The organism is Microtetraspora sp. NBRC 16547 (genome assembly GCF_030268965.1).
Taxonomy (GTDB): domain Bacteria; phylum Actinomycetota; class Actinomycetes; order Streptosporangiales; family Streptosporangiaceae; genus Microtetraspora.
The window spans coordinates 1-20,732 of the sequence record NZ_BSSE01000015.1 but is presented as its reverse complement, the minus strand read 5'-3'; the positions used below and the strand labels follow the sequence as shown (position 1 = coordinate 20,732).

The following is a 20,732-nucleotide window of genomic DNA, read 5'->3' as shown; positions in this document are numbered from 1 at the left end:
CCCTGACGGAAGGCTGCATCCATGACAGCGGCAGCTACGCTTCTCGCGGCTGAGGGCAACAGCCCGATCATGCCGCACATGTACGAGCTCGTCGTCGGCGTCTTCGCGTTCCTCTTCGTCCTGATCGTCGTCGGCAAGATCCTGACGCCGCGCATCCAGAAGACGCTGACAGAGCGCACGGAGGCGATCGAAGGCGGCATCAAGAAGGCCGAGGACGCTCAGGCCGAGGCTCAGCGGACGCTGGAGCAGTACCGCGCCCAGCTCGCCGAGGCTCGCCAGGACGCGGCCCGGCTGCGGGAAGAGGCGCGCGAGCAGGGCGCCCAGATCAAGGCCGAGCTGCGCGAGGAGGCCCAGGCGGAGGCACGTCGCCTCATCCAGGCCGCCCACGCCCAGATCGAGGCCGACCGGCAGCAGGCATTCGCCCAGCTGCGCGGCGAGATCGGCCGCCTCTCCACCGACCTCGCCGGTCGCATCGTGGGCGAGTCCCTCGAGGACGAGGCCCGCCAGCGGCGCATCGTCGACAGGTTCCTTGAGGAGCTCGAGGGAACGTCGCAGGCGGTCCGCTGATGTCGGAGCGAATCGGACGCGCTGAGCGCGGCGAACGAGGAGCGGTGAGCCGATGAGGGGTTTGAGCAGGACTTCGCTGGCCGAGGTCGAAGAGCGGTTCAACAGCGTGGCCGGGTCCGCCGACCTGGGCACGCTGGCCGACGAGCTCAGCGCTGTGGCCGACCTGCTCGACCGCGAGCACGGACTGCGCCGCGGCTTCTCCGACGCTTCGCGACCCGCCGAGCAGAAGGCGCAGACCGTTCGGGCCCTGCTGGCCGGCAAGGTGAGCGAGCCCGCGCTGGAGACCACGGTCGCCGCGGTCGAGGCCAAGTGGTCGCGAGCCGGTGACCTGGCCGACGCGCTCGAGCGGCTCTCGGTGGTGGCTTCCTCGGCCGAGGCCGAGAGCCAGGGCAGGCTCGACGACGTCGAGGACGAGCTGTTCCGGTTCAGCCGCATTCTCGCGGCGAACCCGGAGCTGCGGCGCGTGCTGAGCGACGCCGCCGTCCCGGCGGAGCGCAAGCGCGAGCTGCTCGCCGGTCTGCTGGGTGGAAAGGTCGCGCCCTCCACCCTGCGCCTGGTCACGCAGCTTTCCGCACACCCGCGAGGACGTAGCCTGGAGACAGGCCTCGACGAGTACGGCTGGATCGTCGCGCAGCAGCGGCAGCGTCTGGTCGGGCTGGTGCGCACCGCCGTACCGCTCGAAGAGGGCCAGAAGCAGCGCCTCGCCGCCTGGTTGCGCGCCACGTACGGCCGTGACGTCCACCTGAACGTCGAGGTGGACCCCAAGGTGCTCGGTGGGTTCTCGATCAGGATCGGCGACGATCTGATCGACAACACCATCGCTGGACGAATCGAAGAAGTCCGCCGCCGGTTGGCCGGCTAGGCGAATAGGGAGACAGAAGAGAGATGGCGGAGCTTACGATCCGGCCGGACGAGATCCGGGACGCGCTTGAGCGCTTCGTCCAGGCGTACGAGCCGGAAGGTGCCGCGCGCGAGGAGATCGGGACCGTCGTCGACTGTGGCGACGGCATCGCCCATGTCTCCGGCCTGCCCTCGACGATGGCGAACGAGCTGCTCGAGTTCGAGGACGGCACGCGTGGCCTGGCGCTGAACCTGGACGTCCGGGAGATCGGTGTCGTCGTCCTGGGCGACTTCAGCAAGATCGAGGAAGGACAGCAGGTTCGCCGCACCGGCGAGGTCCTGTCCGTCCCCGTCGGTGACAACTTCCTCGGCCGCGTGGTCGACCCGCTGGGCAACCCGCTGGACGGCAAGGGTGCGATCGAGGCCGAGGGTGTCCGCGCCCTCGAACTGCAGGCCCCCTCGGTCGTGCAGCGGCAGCCGGTGAAGGAGCCCCTCGCCACCGGCATCAAGGCGATCGACGCGATGACCGCGATCGGCCGTGGCCAGCGCCAGCTGATCATCGGTGACCGTGGCACCGGCAAGACCGCGATCGCCGTGGACACCATCCTGAACCAGAAGGAGAACTGGCTCTCCGGCGACCCGAGCCGGCAGGTCCGGTGCGTCTACGTCGCCGTCGGCCAGAAGGGCTCCACGATCGCCCAGGTCAAGGGTCGCCTCGAGGAGGCGGGCGCGATGGAGTACACCACCATCGTCGCCGCTCCGGCGTCCGACCCGGCCGGTTACAAGTACATCGCCCCCTACACCGGTTCGGCCATCGGCCAGCACTGGATGTACCAGGGCAAGCACGTCCTGATCGTCTTCGACGACCTGACCAAGCAGGCCGACGCCTACCGCGCCGTGTCGCTGCTGCTGCGCCGTCCGCCGGGCCGTGAGGCGTACCCCGGTGACGTCTTCTACCTGCACTCGCGTCTGCTGGAGCGCTGCGCCAAGCTCTCCGACGACATGGGCGCCGGGTCGATGACCGGCCTGCCGGTCATCGAGACCAAGGGCAACGACGTCTCCGCGTTCATCCCGACCAACGTCATCTCCATCACCGACGGCCAGGTCTTCCTCGAGACCGACCTGTTCAACTCCGGTGTCCGCCCCGCCATCAACGTCGGTGTGTCGGTCTCCCGAGTCGGTGGCTCGGCGCAGACCAAGGCGATGAAGAAGGTCGCCGGCACGCTCCGTCTGGCGCTCTCCCAGTACCGCGACCTGGAGGCCTTCGCGGCCTTCGCGTCCGACCTCGACGCCGCGTCCAAGGCGCAGCTCGAGCGCGGCCAGCGTCTGGTCGAGCTGCTCAAGCAGCCGCAGTACAGCCCCTTCCCGGTCGAGAAGGAGGTCGTCTCCATCTGGGCCGGCACCACCGGTGAGCTGGACGACGTCCCGGTCGAGGACATCCGCCGCTTCGAGGGCGAGTTCCTGGACTACCTGTCCAGCCAGGCCAAGGGCGTGTTTGACAGCATCCGCGAGACCAGGGACCTCTCGGACGACACGATCACCGTCCTCAAGGACGCGATCACGGAGTTCAAGAAGGGCTTCACCACCTCGTCCGGCGAGCTGCTGGTCAGGGACGTCCCGGTCGAGGCTCTGGAGGCCGGCGAGGTCGGCCAGGAGAAGATCGTCAAGCACGTCCGCAAGACCGAGAAGAAGTAGCCCATGGGTGCCCAGCTGAGATTGCTGCGGCGGCGGATCAAGTCGGTCAAGTCCACGGCGAAGATCACCCGCGCGCAGGAGCTGATCGCGTCGTCGCGCATCGTCAAGGCGCAGCAGCGCATGCAGGCGGCGGTGCCGTACGAGCAGGAGATCACGCGGGCGGTGTCCGGCGTCGTCAGCAACACGGCGAGCGTCGATCACCCGCTGACCGTCGAGAAGGAGAAGCCGACCACCGCGGGCGTGCTGATCGTCACCAGCGACAGCGGGTTCTGCGGCGGCTTCAACGCCAACATCCTCCGTGAGGCGGAGGCCCTGCGCGGCCTCCTGGAGGAGCGCGGCATCCGCGCCGTGCCGTTCGTCGTCGGCCGCAAGGGTGTCACCTGGCACACCTTCCGCAGCCGCACGATGGGCGGCCGCTGGGAGGGCTTCTCGCGCAGGCCGTCGTACGCCGATGCCAAGACGATCGCCGACACGCTGATCGAGTCGTTCAAGGAGGAGAACGGGATCGACGAGATCCACATCGTCTCCACCGAGTTCGTCTCGATGCTCACGCAGAACGTCGTGGTCAAGCGGGTCCTGCCGCTGGAGGTCGTGGAGTCGGAGGCCGAGTCCTCCGACACGATCCCGCCGTACTTCGAGTTCGAGCCGAACGCCGCAGAGGTGCTCGACTCGCTGCTGCCGCGCTACGTGGAGTCGCGCATCTTCAACGCGCTGCTCCAGTCCGCGGCCTCGGAAGAGGCCTCGCGTCGCCGGGCGATGAAGTCGGCGACCGACAACGCCAACGAGCTCATCCGCGTGTTCACCATGCAGATGAACCAGGCTCGGCAGGCCGAGATCACCCAGGAAATCAGCGAGATCGTCGGTGGCGCCAACGCGCTCGCTGACGCCGCAGCGGGGAAAGAGTGAGTAACCACAATGACTGTTGAGACCGCCGTGGCCACCGTTGGTCGCGTGGCGAGCGTCAAGGGTCCCGTCGTCGACGTGGAGTTCTCCGTCGAGGCGATGCCGGACATCTACAACGCGCTGAACGTCGACGTCACCGTCGGTGGCGAGACCAAGACCCTGACCATGGAAGTCGCCCAGCACCTGGGTGACAACCTGGTCCGGGCCGTATCCATGCAGCCCACCGACGGCCTCGTTCGCGGGGCCGCGGTGACCGACTCCGGCGCGCCGATCTCGGTGCCGGTCGGCGACGTCGTCAAGGGCCACGTCTGGAACGCCCTCGGTGAGGCGCTGGACGTGCCGACCGCTTCGCTCCAGATCACCGAGAAGTGGGGCATCCACCGTCCGTCCCCGGCGTTCGACCAGCTCGAGTCGCGCACCGAGATGCTGCCCACCGGCATCAAGGTCATCGACCTGCTCACGCCGTACGTGAAGGGCGGCAAGATCGGTCTGTTCGGCGGCGCGGGCGTCGGCAAGACCGTTCTGATCCAGGAGATGATCCGCCGCGTCGCGCTGAAGTTCTCGGGCACCTCGGTGTTCGCGGGCGTCGGCGAGCGCACCCGTGAGGGCAACGACCTCTGGCTGGAGATGGAGGAGGCCAACGTCCTCAAGGACACGGCGCTCGTCTTCGGCCAGATGGACGAGCCGCCGGGCACCCGTCTGCGGGTCGCGCTGTCCGCTCTGACCATGGCGGAGTACTTCCGCGACGTGCAGAAGCAGGACGTGCTGCTGTTCATCGACAACATCTTCCGGTTCACCCAGGCCGGTTCCGAGGTGTCCACCCTGCTCGGCCGTATGCCGTCCGCGGTGGGTTACCAGCCGACCCTGGCCGACGAGATGGGCGTTCTCCAGGAGCGCATCACCTCGACCCGTGGTCACTCGATCACCTCGATGCAGGCGATCTACGTGCCCGCGGACGACATCACCGACCCGGCGCCGCACAACGCGTTCGCGCACCTCGACGCCCAGACGGTGCTCTCCCGTCCGATCTCGGAGAAGGGCATCTACCCCGCGGTGGACCCGCTCGACTCCACCTCGCGGATCCTCGACCCGCAGGTCGTCGGCGACGAGCACTACGCGGTGGCCCAGGAGACGAAGCGAATCCTGCAGAAGTACAAGGAACTGCAGGACATCATCGCCATCCTCGGCATCGACGAGCTCTCCGAAGAAGACCGGGTCACGGTCAACCGCGCCCGCCGCATCGAGCGGTTCCTCTCCCACCCGATGTACGCCGCCGAGGCGTTCACCGGCCAGCCGGGCGAGTTCGTTCCGCTGGACGAGACCATCGCCTCCTTCAAGGGCCTCTGCGCGGGTGAGTACGACCACCTGCCGGAGCAGGCGTTCTTCATGGTGGGCGGCATCGACCAGGCCATCGCGAAGGCGAAGGAACTCGAGCGCTAAGACGCCTCCGACGCCTGTACGGCTCCGCTTGAGCCGTACAGGCGTCTATCGAAAGGGAGCCCTGAAGTGGCAAAGCTTCGCGTTGGCGTCGTGTCGCCGGAACGTGAGATCTGGTCGGGCGAGGCCGACATGGTGATTGCGAAGACCGTGGACGGCGAGATCGGTATTATGCCGGAACACGCTCCCGTACTCGGGGTCCTCGTCGAGGGCGGTGTTCTTCGCGTCAAGCGCGGTGGCGAGAGCGATCTCGTCGCCGCGGTTCACGGCGGGTTCATCTCCGTCGCGAACAACGATGTGTCGATCCTGGCCGAGGCGGCCGAGCTCGGCTCCGAGGTCGACGTGGCCGCCGCGAGGGACGCGCTCCAGCGGGCGCAGTCCTCGATCGAGGCCGGCCAGGAGGACGCGGACATCCGTCTGGCGGCCAAGCGTGCCAGGGCCCGGCTGCGCGCAGCCGGGGAAGAGGTTTGATTCTTTTCTGAAGGAGGGCGGCGATGGTGGCGCTCGACGTTTTCGCCGGCGTTTCCCTTGTCGCTGCCCTCCTCGTCGTACGCGGTATCGCCCTGGCTCTGAGCCGGGGCACCGTTGTTTGTCGGGTACGCACGGGAAACCAGGGCTGGAAAGCCGGAGTAGCCCGCTACGCCGGGGGAGAGCTGCACTGGATCCCGTTCTTCGGACTCCGCCTGAGGCCGCGCCACGCAATCGCGAGGCGCGGCCTCACGGTTTCCCGGCGCAGAAGGCTCGGCACCGGTGAGGGGCCCGAGGGCTATTGGACCGTCGAGTGCTCCGCCGAGCGGGGTCCGCTCGCCCTCGCCATGAGCGAGGACGCCCTCACCGGCTTCCTCGCCTGGCTCGAATCCGCTCCACCCAGCGCCTATCTAGATGCTGCTTAGGGTTTGTACTCACTTCGCTCGTGCGGGCTCGGTGCCGTAACGGTTGATGGTGCTCGTGCGGGCTCGGGGCGGCTGAACATCCACCACATCCACACCTGGGCGGCCACCAGCAGTGGCGTGAGCACCAGCAGCGCGGGGGTGAGCAGGGCCAGCGTCGCGGGGTCCGCCGTGGACTGAGCGAGCGGCAACCGCAGCCCGGCGAAGACGCACAGCAGGGCCATTCCACCTGAGGTGAGCGCGAACGTCACGCCCGCCCCCGAGGTTCCGGACAGCCCTCGGGCACGGGACCGCAGGCGTCCGCGCAGCCGCAGCGCCGCGAAGGCCAGCCCGTGTGTGGCGAAGAGCACGACGATGGCCGGGATCCCCAGCAGCGCGACGGGCTCCGTGAGGGGACGGTCGACGACCCCGGAGAGGAAACCGGCGAACATCCACCCCCAGCTGAGCACCACCGTCCAGCTCCCGGCCACCACGGCGGTGTCGCACATGGCGCGCCAGGCGGCCCGGTCGACCCGGCCGCGTGTCCACAGCCCGACGTCCCGGACGATCCAGCCGATCAGCAGCGCGACGACGACGGGGTACAGCCCGCTGAGCAGTCTCCCTTCGAGGAGGGGGAAGGCGCCCGTGAGGACGCCCGCCACGGCCACCAGCCAGACCTCGTTGCCGAGGAAGAGCGGCGTGATCGTGGAGAGGACCCGGCGGCGCTCGTCCGCGGTGCGCCCGAGGTAGGGAAGCAGCATTCCGACGCCGATGTCCGCGCCGCCGAGGACGAAGTAGCCGACGGCGTAGAAGGCGAGAAGAAGGATTTCCATGTCTGTGCTCCGTATCGATGACCGGACGAGCCTCAGAAGGCGATGACGGGCGCCGGTTCCGCCGGCAGAGAGGTACGGCCGATCGCGACGGCGTCCGGCCCACGGCGGGCGTGGCGGGCGAGCAGCCAGGTGTTGAGCACGATGAGCACGCCGAACAGCGCGCCGAACGCGATCAGCGACAACCGCACCGCCGCCGGGGACACGTCCGACAGCGCCTGCTCCGTGGTCAGCAGCCCGTACACCACCCACGGCTGCCGGCCCACCTCGCGGAAGACCCAGCCGGCGAGCATGGAGACGAAGGGCAGCGGAATCATCGCGGTCAGCAGCACGTGCCACAGCCGGAACCGGCGCACCGCAGCGGGAACCATCATGAGCAGGATGTTCGCTATCGACGTGAACAGCAGCACGGCGAAGACCAGAAGCATCACGATGGCGGCGCCCATGACCAGCCCGGTGGGCGGGATGTAGTCACCCGGGCCGTGCGTCGCCGTCATCTCGGCCTGCAGCCGCGTCATCAGCTGGGTGTCGCCCTGGTACGCGGCCAGCTTCGTCGGCTGGAGGAGGCCGAACTGGAGGCCTCCGAACGAGGCGGTCGCCACCACCGCGGGCAGTGTCACGGACACGCCGATCCGCAGCGACTTGCGGAAGAACTCCTGCTCACCGGTCCGCCTGCGCAGGTGGTAGGCGCTCACCCCGGCCATGAAACACGCGGCCACCACCAGCGAACCGCAGAGGATGTGCAGGAAGGCCCTGACGGCGGCAGGGTTGGTGAGCACGGCGGAAGCGTCGGTGAGCCGCAGCACGCCGTCCACGACCCGGTAGCCGACGGGGTTCTGCAGGAACCCGTTGGACACCAAAATCCAGTACGCCGAGGCGTAGGCGGTGATCGTGACCACCCAGAGCGCCGCCAGGTGGACCCACCGGTTGAGCCGGTTCCAGCCGAAGATCCAGATCGCGAGGAACGTGGACTCGACGAAGAACGCCATGAGCGTCTCCATCGCCAGGGCCCCGCCGAACACGTTGCCCGCGAAGTGGGTGAGGCCGCTCCAGGTCAGGCCGATCTGGAACTCCATCACCAGGCCGGTGACGATGCCCATCGCGTAGTTGATGACGTACAACTGTCCCCAGAACCGCGTCATCCTCTCGTGCACGGGGCTGCGGGTCAGGGTGGCCCAGGTCTGGACGACGGCCACCAGCGTGGCCAGGCCGATCGTCAGCGCGACGAAGAGGAAGTGGGATCCTGCCGTCAGGGCGAACTGCAGGCGGGCGAGGTCGAGCGTGTCCATGAGCACAGGCTTCTGGTACGGCTCGCCGCCGCGCGTCCCGCCCGAGTTGGCAACGGCCGTACTCCGGAAGTCGCATGCCGCCGCGAGCCGTACTCCCCGGGTTGCGGCCGGGCACCGGTCAGCCGGCGAGCCACCTCGGGGTGACCATGCCCGCCTCGTACGCGAGCACCACGAGCTGGGCGCGGTCGCGGATGTTCAGCTTCGTCATGATGCGGCTCACGTGGGTCTTGGCGGTGGCTGGGCTCAGCACCAGTTCGGCGGCGATCTCGTCGTTGGACAGCCCCGCGGCGACCAAGGACATCACCTCACGCTCACGCTCGGTCAGGCTGTTGAGCTCGGGACCGGGTTCGGGGCGTCCCACCCGGCCGGCGAACTCGGAGATCAGGCGCCGGGTGATCGATGGGGCGATCAAGGCGTCGCCCCTGGCCACGACCCGTACCGCGTGGATGAGCTCGATCGGCTCGGTGTCCTTGACCAGGAAGCCACTCGCGCCCGCGCGGAGCGCGCCGTACACGTAGTCGTCGAGGTCGAAGGTGGTCAGGATGATGACCTTCACCTCGGCCAGGCGCGGGTCGGCGGCGATCCGCCTGGTGGCCTCCAGACCGTCGAGCTCGGGCATACGGATGTCCATCAGCACGACGTGCGGGCTCGTCTCGCGGGCGAGCCGCACCGCCTGCGCGCCGTCGGCGGCTTCGGCGACGACCTCGATGTCGTCCTCGCCGCCGAGGATGGACCGGAAGCCGGCCCGTACCAGGGTCTGGTCGTCGGCGAGCAACACGCGTATCACGGGGGGTTCCTTTCAGGAGGACACGGGGCGGGTCGGGATGCGGGCCGAGACGCGGAAGCCGCCGCCGGGACGGGGTCCGGCCTCGAACGATCCGCCGAGGGCCGTGACGCGCTCCCGCATCCCCTTGATGCCGAAGCCGCCGGGCTCCTGCCCGGCGGGCGCCTCCGCGTCGTGCGCCGTCGCGTCGTCGGACATGCCGTTGTCGATCTGTACGGTCACATCCTCATCGCCATAGCGGATGGCGACCCGGGCGGCGGTGCCACCGGAGTGGCGGGAGACGTTGGTGAGCGCTTCCTGCACGATGCGGACCGCCGCGAGGTCGACCTCGGCGGGCAGGTCACGCGCCTCACCCTCCAGCTCGGTCCGCACGGTGAGACCGGTCCGCTCGATCAGCTCGTGTACGCGGGCGAGGCTCGGCGCCGGAGCGACCGGGGACTCCTCGTCGACCTGGCGGAGCACGCCGAGTGTCGCGCGCAGTTCCCGGAGCGCCTCCTTGCTGGTCTCCTTGATGGCGGCCAGCGCGGGCTCGGCCTGTTCGGGCCGCTCCTTGATCCGGTGGAGGGCGGCGCCCGCCTGCACGTTGATCAGGGAGAGGTTGTGGCCGATCACGTCGTGCAGTTCCCTGGCGATCCTCAGCCGCTCCTCGACGGCCCGGCGCAGCGCCTCCTCCTCCCTGGTCCGCTCGGCCTCGGCCATCCGCCTCCGGGCCTCCTCCATGTAGGCGTGGCGGTTGCGCGTCACCCCGCCTATGGCCACGCTCGCCACCATCCAGCCCGCGAGCAGGAGGAACTCGCTGTCGTCCAGGTGGCGGTTCGGGCCGCTGACCTCGCCGTAGCCCATCATGAGCAGCCCGACCGCGGCCACGGTGATCGCCGCGTTGAGATGTCCCAGGTCGGCGGCCGTGTACAGGGCGACCAGGACGGCCAGGAAGAGCGGGCCGTCCAGCGCCGCGAACGGGTAGTACAGGCCGCACGCCGCGGTCACCGCGACAAGGACCGGCACCGGGTGGCGTCGGCGGAACAGCAGCGCGGCGCAGGCGACGAGCGGAAGGAGCACATCGGCGAGGCGCGGCGTCACGTCCTGTTGGACGATCCAGGTGACAGCTGTTCCGGCGAGGACGCCAGCGCTCACCAGGACGGTGCCGATGGTGCTCGCCGTTATCCCCCGAAGCCCTGAAATCACCACGAACGCACCCTAGAGCATCGCTCATGGAACGCCCACGGGGTCTGCGGTCGCCTGCTCGGACGCGTGAAAGGCACGTTCGGGGCGTGGCGGTGAAGGAACGAGGAACGCCCGAAGCGAGGGACGAGCGAGGACGTGACGAGGGCACGAGCCCGGCTTCGGGCGCCCCGAACCCGCGTGAGCGGAGCGAGCGCGATTCAGCGCCGCGTGCCGCCCGGGGTCCAGAGGATCTCGTCGCCGCCGGCGGCGATCCGGCACAGGATGAACATCAGGTCCGACAACCGGTTGAGGTACTTCACCGCCAGCGGGTTCATGTCGTCGTGGACCTCCATCGCGGCCCAGGTGGACCGCTCGGCCCGGCGTACCGTCGTACGGGCGAGGTGCAGGAGCGCGAGTCCGGGGGGCCCGCCGGGCAGGATGAAGCTTCGGAGCGGCTTCAGGCCCTCGTTGAACAGGTCACACTGCTCCTCCAGCCAGGCGATGTAGGACTCCTCCACCCGCAGCGGGGGGAACTCGGGGTTCTCCGTGACCGGGGTGCAGAGATCCGCGCCCAGGTCGAAGAGCTCGTTCTGCACTCGGGTCAGTGTGGCGGTGATGTCCTCGGAGAACGGGCCGAACGCCAGCGAGGCCCCAATGGCGGCATTGGCCTCCTCGACGTCGGCGTAGGCGGCCAGCCGAGGGTCGGTCTTGGCGGTACGGCTCATGTCCCCGAGGGCGGTGGTCCCGTCGTCACCGGTCTTCGTGTAGATCTTCGAGAGGACGACCGGCTTGTCGTTGTCAGCGCGCGTCATACGGCCCAGGTTACCGAGATGACAGATGTCATCCCGAAGGGCTGATATCGGCGTCTTCTGGGCGGCTGCCGTACGCGACATCATCGGTCACATGTTGGAGACAGAGGAGCTGCGCAAGACCTTCGGGACGGGCAAGGTGGCCCTGGACCGGGTGAGCTTCGCCGTACGGCCGGGCGAGATGTTCGGGTTCGTCGGCGCGAACGGCGCGGGGAAGACCACCACGATGCGGATCGTGATGGGCGTCCTCGAGGCCGACTCGGGGGAGGTCCGCTGGAAGGGCGGCCCGCTGGGCTTCGCCGAGCGGCGCCGGTTCGGTTACATGCCCGAGGAACGTGGCCTGTACCAGAAGATGAAGGTCGCCGAGCAGATCGACTACTTCGGGCGGCTGCACGGGCTGTCGCCGGCGGCCTCCAAGAAGGCGACCGCAGAGTTGGTCGAGCGACTCGGGCTCACCGAGCGTACGAAGGACGCGGTCGAGGCGCTTTCCCTGGGCAACCAGCAGCGGGTGCAGCTGGCCGTCGCGCTGGTCCACGACCCCGACGTCCTCATCCTGGACGAGCCGTTCTCCGGGCTGGACCCGATCGCGGTGGACGCCCTGGCTGAGGCGCTGCGGGAGCGGGCCAGGGGCGGTGTACCGGTGATCTTCTCCAGCCACCAGCTCGATCTGGTGGAGCGGTTGTGCGACTCCGTCGGGATCATCTCCGCCGGACGGATGGTCGCGAGCGGCACGGTGGACGAACTGCGGGGGGCCGAGGGACGGAAGCTCCGGGTGATCGTCGCCGACCCGAAGCCGGGGTGGGCGGACGGCCTGTCCGGCGAGCTCACCGTCGAGGGCGGCCGGGAGGTGCTGGTCACGGAGGAGGACGACGACCAGCGGGTCCTGCGCGCGGCGATGTCCGCGGGGCGGGTCGAGCACTTCGGCGTGGAGCGCCCGACGCTCACCGAGATCTTCAAGGAGGCCGTGGCGTGAACGGACTGTTGTTGGTGGCCGGACGCGAGATCCGGACCCAGGTGCGGTCGAAGGCATTCGTCGTCGGCCTCGTCATCATGGTGCTGCTGGTCGGGGCGATCTCGTTCGCGCCCAAGGTCCTGGGCGGTCCGGACTCGTACAAGGTGGGCCTGGTGGCCTCCGAGCGGTTGCCGGTCTGGGGAGACACGAAGATCGAGTGGAAGGACTACGCCGACGAGGCCGGTGCTCAACGAGCGGTGCTCGACGGTGACGTGGACGCCGCGCTCGTCGGCGGGACCAGGGTGCTGACCGACGGCGCGATCGACGACCAGCTCGGCCTGCTGCTGCAGAGCGCCCACCGCGAGGCCCAGATCGGCTCGTCCGGCGTGAAGATCACCCCACTCTCCATGGAGTCGGTCGGCGCGGACACGCGGTACCAGAAGACCCGCTCCGGCATCGCGGTCGTGCTGGTGATCGTGCTCTTCATGCTGATCATCGGTACACCCATGATGGTCGCGATGGGCGTGGTCGAGGAGAAGGGCAGCCGGATCGTCGAGATCCTTCTCACGTCGGTACGCCCCTGGCAGCTGCTCGGAGGCAAGATCCTCGGCCTGGGAGCGGTCGGCATGATCAACCTGGTCGCGATCCTCGTGGCGGGTCTGGGCGGCGCGCTGGCCTCTGGGTTGGCGGTCGACTTCCCGCCGGGGATGGCCGGGATCGTGGTCGGCGTGTGCGTGTGGTTCGTGCTCGGCTACGTCTTCTTCGCCGCGCTCGCCGCCGCGCTCGGGTCGCTCGTCTCCCGGCAGGAGGAGGTCGGCAACGTGCTGACCCCGATGACCATGACGATGATGGCGTCGTACGGCGTGGCCTTCTACTCCGTCAAGGAGCCCACGAGCCTGGTGGCCACGATCGTCTCGTACATCCCGCCGTTCTCGTCGATGGTGATGCCGGTGCGGTCGGCGGCCGCGGAGGTCCCGCTGTGGCAGGTCCTGATCTCGGCCGGCCTGATGGTCGCGGGCGTCGTCGTCGTCGTGCTGCTGGCGGCCCGGATCTACGAGCGGGCCGTGCTGCGCACCGGCGCGCGGGTCCGGCTCCGTGACGTGGTCACGTCTCGATAAAGTGGAGTAAATGGTGGCTGATGGGCTAGGACGCGCGCGCAAGGTCGTTCGATGGACGTTGATCGGGACGCTGATCGTCGCCTGGTTTCTCGTGGTCCTGATGACCATCGGTGGGCTGGGCACGGAGGTCAGCAAGTGGTATCGCGTCCTGCCCGCCCTCGCCGGGCTGGTGGTGTTCAGCTGGCTCTTCGTCCGCATGACCGGCGCGATCCTGTCCCATCGGCCGTTCCGGCGCGAGATCGTGGTCTCGGGTGTCCTGTCGGTGGCTCTCATGGTCGTGGGCGGCGCCCAGATGACCGGATGGGGGTTCGTGCCACTGGCGTGGCTGTCGATCGCCGCGGTCGGGGTGTCGCGGAAGGTCGCGGTGCTGCTCGGGGCCGGCACGGCCGTGGTGGTGACCCCGCTCGCCGTCGTCGCGACGCTGGCCGGTAACGACCCCGCTTTCCCGGGCGACACGTCGACCACCGGCCTGGTGGTGGGGGTGACCGTCTACTACGTGGCGATGTGCGCCCTGTTCCCCTGGACCAACCGGCTCTGGGTGTGGATTTGGCGGCTCGCCGAGGAGGCGCACGCGGGACGCGAGGCGCAGGCGCGGCTGGCCGTGGCCGAGGAGCGGCTGCGGTTCGCCCGCGACCTGCACGACCTGGTCGGCCACCAGCTCTCGGCCATCGCGGTCAAGAGCGAGCTCGCCGTACGGCTGTCCGACGCCGACGCCGCCGCGGCCAAGGACGAGATGGCGGAGGTCCGCGGCCTGGCCCGTACGGCGCTGCGCGAGCTGCGGGAGACGGTCCGCGGCTACCGGCGGCTCGACCTCAACGCCGAGTTGGCGGCGGTGCGCGGGGTGCTGGAGGCGGCGGGGGTGAGCTGCCGCCTCCACCTGCCCTACAGGGAGGTGCCGGAGGACGTGGCCCCTGTTTTCGCCTGGGTGGTCCGCGAGGCGGCGACAAACGTGCTGCGGCACAGCTCGGCGTCGCGGTGCGACATCACCGTGCGCCATTCGGAGGAGGCGGCGGTGCTCGAGGTGCGCAACGACGGGGTCACGCGGCGGGCGGTCGAGGACATCGGAAGCGGCCTGGCCGGGATGGGAGAGCGCCTGGCGGCCGTCGGAGGCACGCTGACAGCCCGGCCCACGGGGTCGGGCGAGTTCGTCCTGCGAGCGGTCGCCCCGCTTCCGGTGGAGGTGGGCGCGTGATCCGCGTTCTGCTCGCCGACGACGAGCGGCTCATCCGGCAGGCGATCGCCATGCTGCTCGGCCTTGAGGCCGACATCGAGGTCGTCGCCCAGGTCGGCAGAGGCGATCTGGTGGCCCAGGCCGTACGCGACCACGAGCCGGACGTGCTCGTGCTGGACGTCGAGATGCCGGGGATGGACGGGCTCTCCGTGGCGGAGAGCCTGCCCGGCCGGGCGATGCTGATCCTGACCAGCTTCGGGCGGCCCGGGTACCTGCGGCGCGCGCTCGCGGCCGGGGTACGCGGGTTCGTGCCCAAGGACGCGTCGGCGGAGGAGCTGGCAGGCGCCATCCGCAAGGTGCACGCGGGCGGCCGCTATCTCGATCCGGAGATGGCGGCCGCCGCGATGACCGCGGGGGAGAGCCCGCTGACCGAGCGGGAGCGCGACGCCCTCGCCCTGGCGGCGAAGGGGGCGTCGGTGGCGCAGATCGCCGCATCGCTGCGCCTCACCGAGGGGACCGTCCGTAACTACCTGTCCAACGCCATCAGCAAGCTGGGGGCCGGAAACCGCATCACCGCGATCCGCGCCGCCCAGGACATGGGATGGATCTGAAAGCCGTTCCGCGCTCCACCGGCAGGGCGGTGGTCAGGCCAGGAACGAGCTGCGGAAGATGTGGATGGCCGTGGCGACCAGCCGGTCCACGGACGGCGCCGGGTCGGTCAGCGTCCATTCGATGAGCAGCTCCGTGATGGCCCCGATCAGGCCGAGCGAGAGCAGGTGCGGCTCCAGCGGGGGCCGGTGCCGTACGTCGTCGGTGGCGTGCTCGATCACCTTGGTGAACTCCAGCACCGAGCGCTGCCGCGCGCTGCTGAGCACGTCTCCCGCGCGGCGGACCTCCACGTGCATCACGCGGGCCCGCCGCACGTCCTTGGTCACGAACCGGACGTACTCCCCGATGCCCGCCACGATTCGGTCGTCCAGTGTGGGCGGCGCCTGCTCGATGGCCGCCGACACGGACGCGAGCGTCTCCTCCACGCACCGGTCGTAGACCGCCCGCATGAGGTCGTCCCGGCCGGAGAAACACTCGTAGAACGCCCGGTTCGAGATGCGGGCGGTCGCGCATAACCGCTCGATCGTCGTGCCATGAAAGCCCGGATTGGCGAACAACGTGTATGCGGCAGTGATCAACCGCTCTCTTCGATCGGCCAGTCGCTGCTCGGCCGACATCCCCCGGTATTCCCGTCCCACCACTACTTCACCTCGCGCCGTCAATAGCCCCCAGGAGAAACCATTATGGACGCAAGATCCTTTATGCGAAAGTATCTATAAATTAGCGCTTTCGGGCGTCCGAAAGGAAGATCTGTGTCTTGACAAGGCCGTCAAGTCAACCCTCTATTCGATCTTGGTTTGCTGTTTCGCGTACGTTCTGACGGGCTCAGAGCAGACCGCGGCCGAGCGCGGTGGTGACGGCCGCGGTGCGGTCGGACACGCCGAGTTTCGCGAAGACGCGGAGCAGATGGGTCTTCACCGTCGCCTCGCTGATGAAGAGCGCCGTCCCGATCTCCGCGTTTGTCAGCCCCCGTGCGACGAGCGAGAGCACCTCGGTCTCGCGCCTGGAGAGGGACTCGGCGACGGGCGCGCGCATGCGCGTGACGAGCTTGGTGGCGACGGACGGCGCCAGCACGGTCTCGCCCCGCAACGCCGACGCGATGGCGGCGAGCAGGTCGGCGCGTGAGATGTCCTTGAGCAGGTATCCGGCCGCCCCTGCCTCGACCGCGCGCACGATGTCCTGATCCGTCTCGTACGTGGTCAGGACGATCACCCGGCTCTCCGGGCGCTCCGCCAGGATCCGCGTGGTCGCGCTGACGCCGTCGCCCGACGGCATGCGTAGGTCCATCAGGATGACGTCGGGGCGCAGCTCGCGGGCGCGGGTCACCGCCTCGTCGCCCGATCCGGCCTCGCCGACGACGTCGACGCCGGGATCGGACTCCAGCATGCCGCGCAACCCCTCGCGCACGACGGGGTGATCATCCACGATCATCAGGCGAACCACGGGAAGATCACTCTCCATCTCGGGAGCTGGGCGCCGGCGGCGTCGCGGGCAGGGTGACGGTCACGGTCGTGCCGGTCGCGGGCTGTCGCGCGGTCGCCGTGCCGGCTCCGCCGGCCGCATCGATTGCGGTCGTCGCATCATCTGCGGTCGTCGCATTGGTGACGAACGTCACGTCGGTGACGGTCAATGTGCCGCCTTCCTGCTCGACGCGGGTGCGCATGGTGCGCAGGCCGTACCCCGGGCGTGGGCTCCGGCCGAGTCCCCGGCCGTTGTCGCGGACGACCAGCGTCACGCCGGTCGCGCCGTACTCGACGCGAACCTGGACGGCCGACGCGGCGGCGTGCTTGCGGACGTTGGCCAGGGCCTCCTGCGCCGCCCTGACCAGCACCACCTCGGTGTTCGCGGGCAGCGCGCGGGAGGCGCCCTCGACCGCGAACGTCGTGTGGATGCCCAGTTCCTCGCCGAGCCTGGCGGTGAGCCGCCGGAGCGCCTCGTCCAGCGTGGAGCCGTCCAGGGGCGCCGGGCTGAGCGCCGCGACGAGGGCGCGGGCCTCCGCCAGGTTCTCCCTGGCGGTCTGTACGGCGAGGGCCAGGTGGCGCGATCCCGGTTGCGTCCCCGGCTGCGCCTCGGCCGCCTGGACGAGCATGATGATGCTGGTGAACCCCTGTGCGAGCGTGTCGTGGATCTCCCGGGCCAGCCGTTCGCGCTCGGTCAGCGCGCCGCGCTCGGCGGACAGCCGGGCGATCTCGGCGCGGCTCGCGGACAGTTCCTCGATGAGCTGCGCGCGCTCGGCACTCTGTTGGATGATCCGCCTGATCCACGGCCCGAGGACTGCGGCGAACGTGACGCCGATCAGCATCATGGCGGCGAAGGCGAGCATCCCGCCCCCGTCTGGGGCCGCGACGAACCTGACGGCGGGCGCCGCGTTCAGGACCAGCACCACTCCAAGGGCGTATCGGTTGCGCAGGAGCATGAACGCCTGCGGGCAGAGCCCGAACAGCGCGAAGGACGACGAGGGCGCGATGATCGTGGCCGGGACGAAGGATGCGATCAGCAGCCCCACGTACGACAGGCCGCGGCGGCTGTCGTCGTCGTCCTCCATGATCGCCGGTCGGCCGAGGAGGAGGTAGCCGGCCACGCAGATGCCGTACAGCGCCAGCGTGACCATCCTGGTCGTCGTGGACAGGTCCTCGTCCACGAACAGGAACGCGATCGCGACGCCCAGCGTCAGGGCGTACAGCGTCTCCCAGCCGCGGAGGGTCTCCCAGGCATGGAGGCCCTCGCCACCGGGCTTCCCGAAGAACGCCCTGACCCTGAACAGCGCGGCGGCCCGCCCCCACAGGGGCCTCCGCGCCTGGGCCGCGCCCGTGCTCATCCGTCGCGGCGGCCCTTCCACCGGAAGGTCGTCAGGCACAGAACCAGGCCTCCGATCACCCAAGCGCCAAGGACCAGGGCCACCCGGTCCAGTTCGTACGACTTCGTCAGCTCCAGCATGGCGCCGCCGTCACCGAGGAAGACGGCGCGGAACCCCTGGCACATCCACTTCAGCGGGAACACCGAGGCGATGTTGATCAGCCACTCGGGCATCTGGGTGAACGGGATGAAGACCCCCGAGATGAACTGCAGCACCACGAACGGCATGCTGATGACCGCGGCGGCGCTCTTCGCCGAGCGGGGCAGGCTGCTCACCGCCGTGCCCAGCAGTGCCGCGGCGGTGACCCCGAGCACGAACACCCAGGCGAAGGTCACCCAGCTCGACACCTGGCCGGGCAGGTCCAGGTCGTACATCAGGACCCCGATGGCCAGCAGGATCACGACCTCCAGGAACGCGATCACCAGCACGTTGATGATTTTGCCGATGAAGTAGGCGCTGCGCGGCATGGGCGTTCCGGCCAGCCGCTTCAGCGTGCCGTCGTCGCGGTCGCCCGCGATGCCGATGCCGAGGCTCTGGAAGCCGGCGCCCATTACGCCGGCCCCGATCAGCCCCGCCGTGTAGAGCTGCGACACGGTGACCCCGGATCCCTCCAGGGGGCCGGCGAAGATCGACCCGAACAGCATGAGCAGGATGATCGGGAAGGCGAAGGTGAACACGACGGCGTCCTTCTCACGGAAGAACATCTTCGTCTCCACCATGCCCCGGGACAGGCCCAGCTTCAGGGCGGAGGGCATCGCGCGCGTGGCGGTCGTACGGCTGGGGGCGGTGCCGGTGGCGGTGTCAGTCACGGGGGGCCTCGATCAGCTTCAGATAGATGTCTTCGAGCGTGGGACGGGTGACGGCTAAGCCGGGGACCTCCCCGTCGTAGCGGCGGCTGAGTTCCAGGACCGTCTTGGTCGGCGTGTCCGTCTCGACCGAGCCCTCGTCCCAGATCACGTGGGCCTTCGCGGTAGCCCGGCCGCCCAGTGTCGCGGGCTCGCCCTCCGCGACGATCTGGCCGCCCGCGATGACCGCGACCCGGTTGGCCAGCGCCTCGGCCTCGTCCAGATAGTGGGTGGTCAGCACGATCGTGCTGCCCGTGTGCGCCAGCCCCTCGATCAGCTCCCAGAACTGCCGCCGGGCCTCGGGGTCGAAACCGGTGGTGGGCTCGTCCAGGAAGATCAGCTCCGGGTTGCCCAGGACGCCGAGGGCGACGTCCACCCGCCGCCGCTGCCCGCCGGAGAGCTGGCGGACCCGCTTGTTCGCGCTCTCCGTCAGCCCCACGGCGGCGATCGCCTCGTCGGGGTCCCTCGGGTTCGGGTAGTAGCCCGCGAAGTGGCGCACCGTCTCCCGCACGCTCAGCTCGGCGGCGTCGTTCGCGGTCTGCAGGACGATGCCGATGCGGGAGCGCCATTCCCGGGTCGGCCGGCCCGGGTCGACGCCGAGCACCGAGACCTCGCCCGCGTCCCGCTTGCGGTACCCCTCCAGGATCTCCACGGTCGTCGACTTGCCCGCCCCGTTGGGACCGAGGAAGGCGAAGACCTCGCCCCTCCTGATGTCGAGGTCGATGCCCTTGACCGCCTGTACGTCCCCGTACCGCTTGGTCAGTCCACGGACCTGAATGGCATTTGTCATGCCATAAGGATCTATCTGCGATTTGCCATGGGACACCCCTGGACGGATGAATCCGCGTGTCCACCGTTCGGTGGACACGCGCGGCTCTTGGAGGGCGACGGGGCTCTGTGGCCCTCCAGGAAGGAGCCATTCCCCGGAGCCGCTCCAGGAGAGGCTCGCCAGAGCTCGCGAGAAGCCAGAACTCGCTAGAAGAGCGTCGGGTTCTCCGGCTCGATGCCGCGCAGCGTGTCGTAGTCGAGGGTGACGCAGTCGATGCCGCGGTCGGCGGCCAGCACCCGGGCCTGGGGCTTGATCTCCTGAGCCGCGAAGACGCCCTTGACCGGGGTGAGCAGCGGGTCGCGGTTGAGCAGCTCCAAGTAGCGGGTGAGCTGCTCGACGCCGTCGATCTCCCCGCGCCGCTTGATCTCCACGGCGACCGTGCCGCCGAGATGGTCCCGGCACAGGATGTCCACCGGGCCGATGGCCGTCATGTATTCGCGGCGGATCAGCGTCCAGCCGTCGCCGAGCGTGGTGATGTGCTCGGCGAGCAGCTCCTGGAGATGCGCCTCCACGCCGTCTTTCTGGAGACCGGGGTCGACGCCCAGCTCATGGCTGGAGTCGTGCAGCACGTCCTCGATCGTGAGAATGAGCTTCTCGCCGGTCTTGCCGTGCGTCACGGTCCAGGTGCCGTCGTCCTCGCGCAGTTTGCACGGGGGGTTCATCCAGTTGAGCGGCTTGAACGCCCGATCGTCGGCGTGGATGCTGACGCTGCCGTCCGCCTTGATCAGAATGAGGCGGGGCGCCATGGGCAGATGGGCCGTCAGCCTCCCCACGTAATCCACGCTGCACCGCGCGATGACCAGCCGCATAGCCGCCAACCCTACCGGTCGGGCCGCCTGACCTCTGCCGGATCGGACCCCTCTGCGAGGCTGACGCCATGGCGCAGACGTTTGCGACTGTCGGTGTGGTGGGACTCGGCACGATGGGCGCGCGCCGCCATGAAGCGGGGCGTCGGCCTGCCGATGGGACCGTTCACACTGCTTGACCTGATCGGCCTGGACACCTCCTACGAGGTGTGCGAGGTGCTGTTCCGCGAGACCCACAGGTCACAGTGGGCGTTGCTGCTGCTCGATGTACTGCTTGACTGCCGTGAGCGGTGCACCGCCGACTGATCCGGCGAAATAGGACCCCGACCAGAAGTGTCCACCCCACAGATACTTGCCG

Annotated in this window: 23 protein-coding genes and 1 pseudogene; 12 read left to right on the top strand and 12 right to left on the bottom strand. The window is 69.2% G+C overall.

Annotated features, from left to right (window positions below; all coding sequences use genetic code 11):
- Positions 1-21 precede the first annotated feature (21 nt).
- The 7 genes from QSK17_RS20680 (at position 22) to QSK17_RS20650 (ending at position 6,335) form a co-directional block, all read left to right on the top strand.
- Positions 22-567 (top strand): F0F1 ATP synthase subunit B, encoded by a 546-nt coding sequence (locus tag QSK17_RS20680; RefSeq protein WP_285706592.1) that lies wholly within the window; start codon positions 22-24, stop codon positions 565-567.
- A 52-nt stretch (positions 568-619) separates the two neighbouring features.
- The gene (locus tag QSK17_RS20675; protein WP_285706591.1) at positions 620-1,429 is read left to right on the top strand and encodes a F0F1 ATP synthase subunit delta; all 810 of its coding nucleotides are present in this window, start codon (positions 620-622) and stop codon (positions 1,427-1,429) included.
- Between the two features lie 23 nt (positions 1,430-1,452).
- Positions 1,453-3,102 carry a F0F1 ATP synthase subunit alpha gene (gene atpA, locus QSK17_RS20670; protein ID WP_285706590.1) on the top strand — a complete coding sequence of 550 codons (1,650 nt, stop codon included), beginning with the start codon at positions 1,453-1,455 and terminating at the stop codon, positions 3,100-3,102.
- A 3-nt stretch (positions 3,103-3,105) separates the two neighbouring features.
- Positions 3,106-4,008 (top strand): F0F1 ATP synthase subunit gamma, encoded by a 903-nt coding sequence (locus QSK17_RS20665; RefSeq protein WP_285706589.1) that lies wholly within the window; start codon positions 3,106-3,108, stop codon positions 4,006-4,008.
- 9 nt (positions 4,009-4,017) lie between these two features.
- Entirely contained in the window at positions 4,018-5,445 is a 1,428-nt protein-coding gene (gene atpD / locus QSK17_RS20660) for a F0F1 ATP synthase subunit beta (RefSeq protein WP_285706588.1), read from the top strand.
- A 66-nt stretch (positions 5,446-5,511) separates the two neighbouring features.
- The gene (locus QSK17_RS20655) at positions 5,512-5,913 is read left to right on the top strand and encodes a F0F1 ATP synthase subunit epsilon (protein WP_067125025.1); all 402 of its coding nucleotides are present in this window, start codon (positions 5,512-5,514) and stop codon (positions 5,911-5,913) included.
- Positions 5,914-5,936: 23 nt separating this feature from the next.
- Entirely contained in the window at positions 5,937-6,335 is a 399-nt protein-coding gene (locus QSK17_RS20650) for a DUF2550 domain-containing protein (RefSeq protein WP_285706586.1), read from the top strand.
- Here QSK17_RS20650 and QSK17_RS20645 read toward each other — a convergent pair.
- From QSK17_RS20645 to QSK17_RS20625, 5 genes are all read right to left on the bottom strand, one after another.
- Positions 6,332-7,144 carry a cytochrome d ubiquinol oxidase subunit II gene (locus tag QSK17_RS20645; protein WP_285706585.1) on the bottom strand — a complete coding sequence of 271 codons (813 nt, stop codon included), beginning with the start codon at positions 7,142-7,144 and terminating at the stop codon, positions 6,332-6,334. The two genes, QSK17_RS20650 and QSK17_RS20645, sit on opposite strands and share 4 nt — an antisense overlap.
- A 32-nt stretch (positions 7,145-7,176) precedes the next feature.
- Positions 7,177-8,430 carry a cytochrome ubiquinol oxidase subunit I gene (locus QSK17_RS20640; RefSeq protein ID WP_285706583.1) on the bottom strand — a complete coding sequence of 418 codons (1,254 nt, stop codon included), beginning with the start codon at positions 8,428-8,430 and terminating at the stop codon, positions 7,177-7,179.
- 118 nt (positions 8,431-8,548) lie between these two features.
- Positions 8,549-9,217, bottom strand: a complete 669-nt coding sequence (locus QSK17_RS20635; RefSeq protein WP_285706581.1) for a response regulator — start codon at positions 9,215-9,217, stop codon at positions 8,549-8,551.
- A 12-nt stretch (positions 9,218-9,229) separates the two neighbouring features.
- A complete protein-coding gene (locus QSK17_RS20630) occupies positions 9,230-10,402 on the bottom strand; it encodes a sensor histidine kinase (RefSeq protein WP_285706580.1) in 1,173 nt (390 codons plus the stop codon).
- Positions 10,403-10,596: 194 nt separating this feature from the next.
- Positions 10,597-11,190 (bottom strand): cob(I)yrinic acid a,c-diamide adenosyltransferase, encoded by a 594-nt coding sequence (locus QSK17_RS20625; protein ID WP_285706579.1) that lies wholly within the window; start codon positions 11,188-11,190, stop codon positions 10,597-10,599.
- Positions 11,191-11,281: 91 nt separating this feature from the next.
- On the opposite strand from QSK17_RS20625, the gene QSK17_RS20620 reads away from it, so the two are divergent.
- Genes QSK17_RS20620 through QSK17_RS20605 form a run of 4 tightly spaced genes read left to right on the top strand, consistent with a single transcriptional unit; the run spans position 11,282 to position 15,039 of the window.
- The gene (locus tag QSK17_RS20620) at positions 11,282-12,160 is read left to right on the top strand and encodes an ABC transporter ATP-binding protein (protein ID WP_285706578.1); all 879 of its coding nucleotides are present in this window, start codon (positions 11,282-11,284) and stop codon (positions 12,158-12,160) included.
- Positions 12,157-13,257: an ABC transporter permease gene (locus QSK17_RS20615; protein WP_285706577.1), complete on the top strand. Its 1,101-nt coding sequence runs from the start codon at positions 12,157-12,159 to the stop codon at positions 13,255-13,257. Before QSK17_RS20620 ends, QSK17_RS20615 begins: the two co-directional genes overlap by 4 nt.
- Positions 13,258-13,267: 10 nt before the next feature.
- Positions 13,268-14,449 (top strand): sensor histidine kinase, encoded by a 1,182-nt coding sequence (locus QSK17_RS20610; protein ID WP_285706576.1) that lies wholly within the window; start codon positions 13,268-13,270, stop codon positions 14,447-14,449.
- Positions 14,446-15,039 (top strand): response regulator transcription factor, encoded by a 594-nt coding sequence (locus tag QSK17_RS20605; protein WP_285706575.1) that lies wholly within the window; start codon positions 14,446-14,448, stop codon positions 15,037-15,039. Before QSK17_RS20610 ends, QSK17_RS20605 begins: the two co-directional genes overlap by 4 nt.
- A gap of 33 nt (positions 15,040-15,072) precedes the next feature.
- On the opposite strand, the gene QSK17_RS20600 is transcribed toward QSK17_RS20605, so the two are convergent.
- From QSK17_RS20600 to nucS, 6 genes are all read right to left on the bottom strand, one after another.
- Positions 15,073-15,678, bottom strand: a complete 606-nt coding sequence (locus QSK17_RS20600; protein WP_285706574.1) for a TetR/AcrR family transcriptional regulator — start codon at positions 15,676-15,678, stop codon at positions 15,073-15,075.
- Positions 15,679-15,862: 184 nt separating this feature from the next.
- A complete protein-coding gene (locus QSK17_RS20595) occupies positions 15,863-16,480 on the bottom strand; it encodes a response regulator (protein ID WP_285706573.1) in 618 nt (205 codons plus the stop codon).
- Between the two features lie 7 nt (positions 16,481-16,487).
- Positions 16,488-17,855, bottom strand: coding sequence for a sensor histidine kinase (locus QSK17_RS20590; RefSeq protein WP_285706572.1), 1,368 nt, complete (start codon positions 17,853-17,855; stop codon positions 16,488-16,490).
- On the bottom strand, positions 17,852-18,703 hold the full coding sequence (locus tag QSK17_RS20585; RefSeq protein WP_285706571.1) for an ABC transporter permease: 852 nt from the start codon (positions 18,701-18,703) through the stop codon (positions 17,852-17,854). The genes QSK17_RS20590 and QSK17_RS20585 overlap by 4 nt, the downstream gene beginning before the upstream one ends.
- On the bottom strand, positions 18,696-19,529 hold the full coding sequence (locus tag QSK17_RS20580) for an ABC transporter ATP-binding protein (protein WP_285706570.1): 834 nt from the start codon (positions 19,527-19,529) through the stop codon (positions 18,696-18,698). The genes QSK17_RS20585 and QSK17_RS20580 overlap by 8 nt, the downstream gene beginning before the upstream one ends.
- A gap of 185 nt (positions 19,530-19,714) precedes the next feature.
- On the bottom strand, positions 19,715-20,377 hold the full coding sequence (gene nucS, locus QSK17_RS20575; protein ID WP_285706569.1) for an endonuclease NucS: 663 nt from the start codon (positions 20,375-20,377) through the stop codon (positions 19,715-19,717).
- Between nucS and QSK17_RS36230 the strand changes: the two are divergent.
- Positions 20,321-20,566 (top strand): annotated as a pseudogene (locus tag QSK17_RS36230) (3-hydroxyacyl-CoA dehydrogenase family protein); the annotation flags it as partial. The gene nucS and the pseudogene QSK17_RS36230 sit on opposite strands and share 57 nt — an antisense overlap.
- Before the next feature lie 48 nt (positions 20,567-20,614).
- Here the strand turns inward: QSK17_RS36230 and QSK17_RS20570 are convergent.
- Positions 20,615-20,732, bottom strand: a 118-nt coding sequence (locus QSK17_RS20570) for a transposase (RefSeq protein WP_285706766.1), incomplete at its 5' end; no start/stop codon positions are given.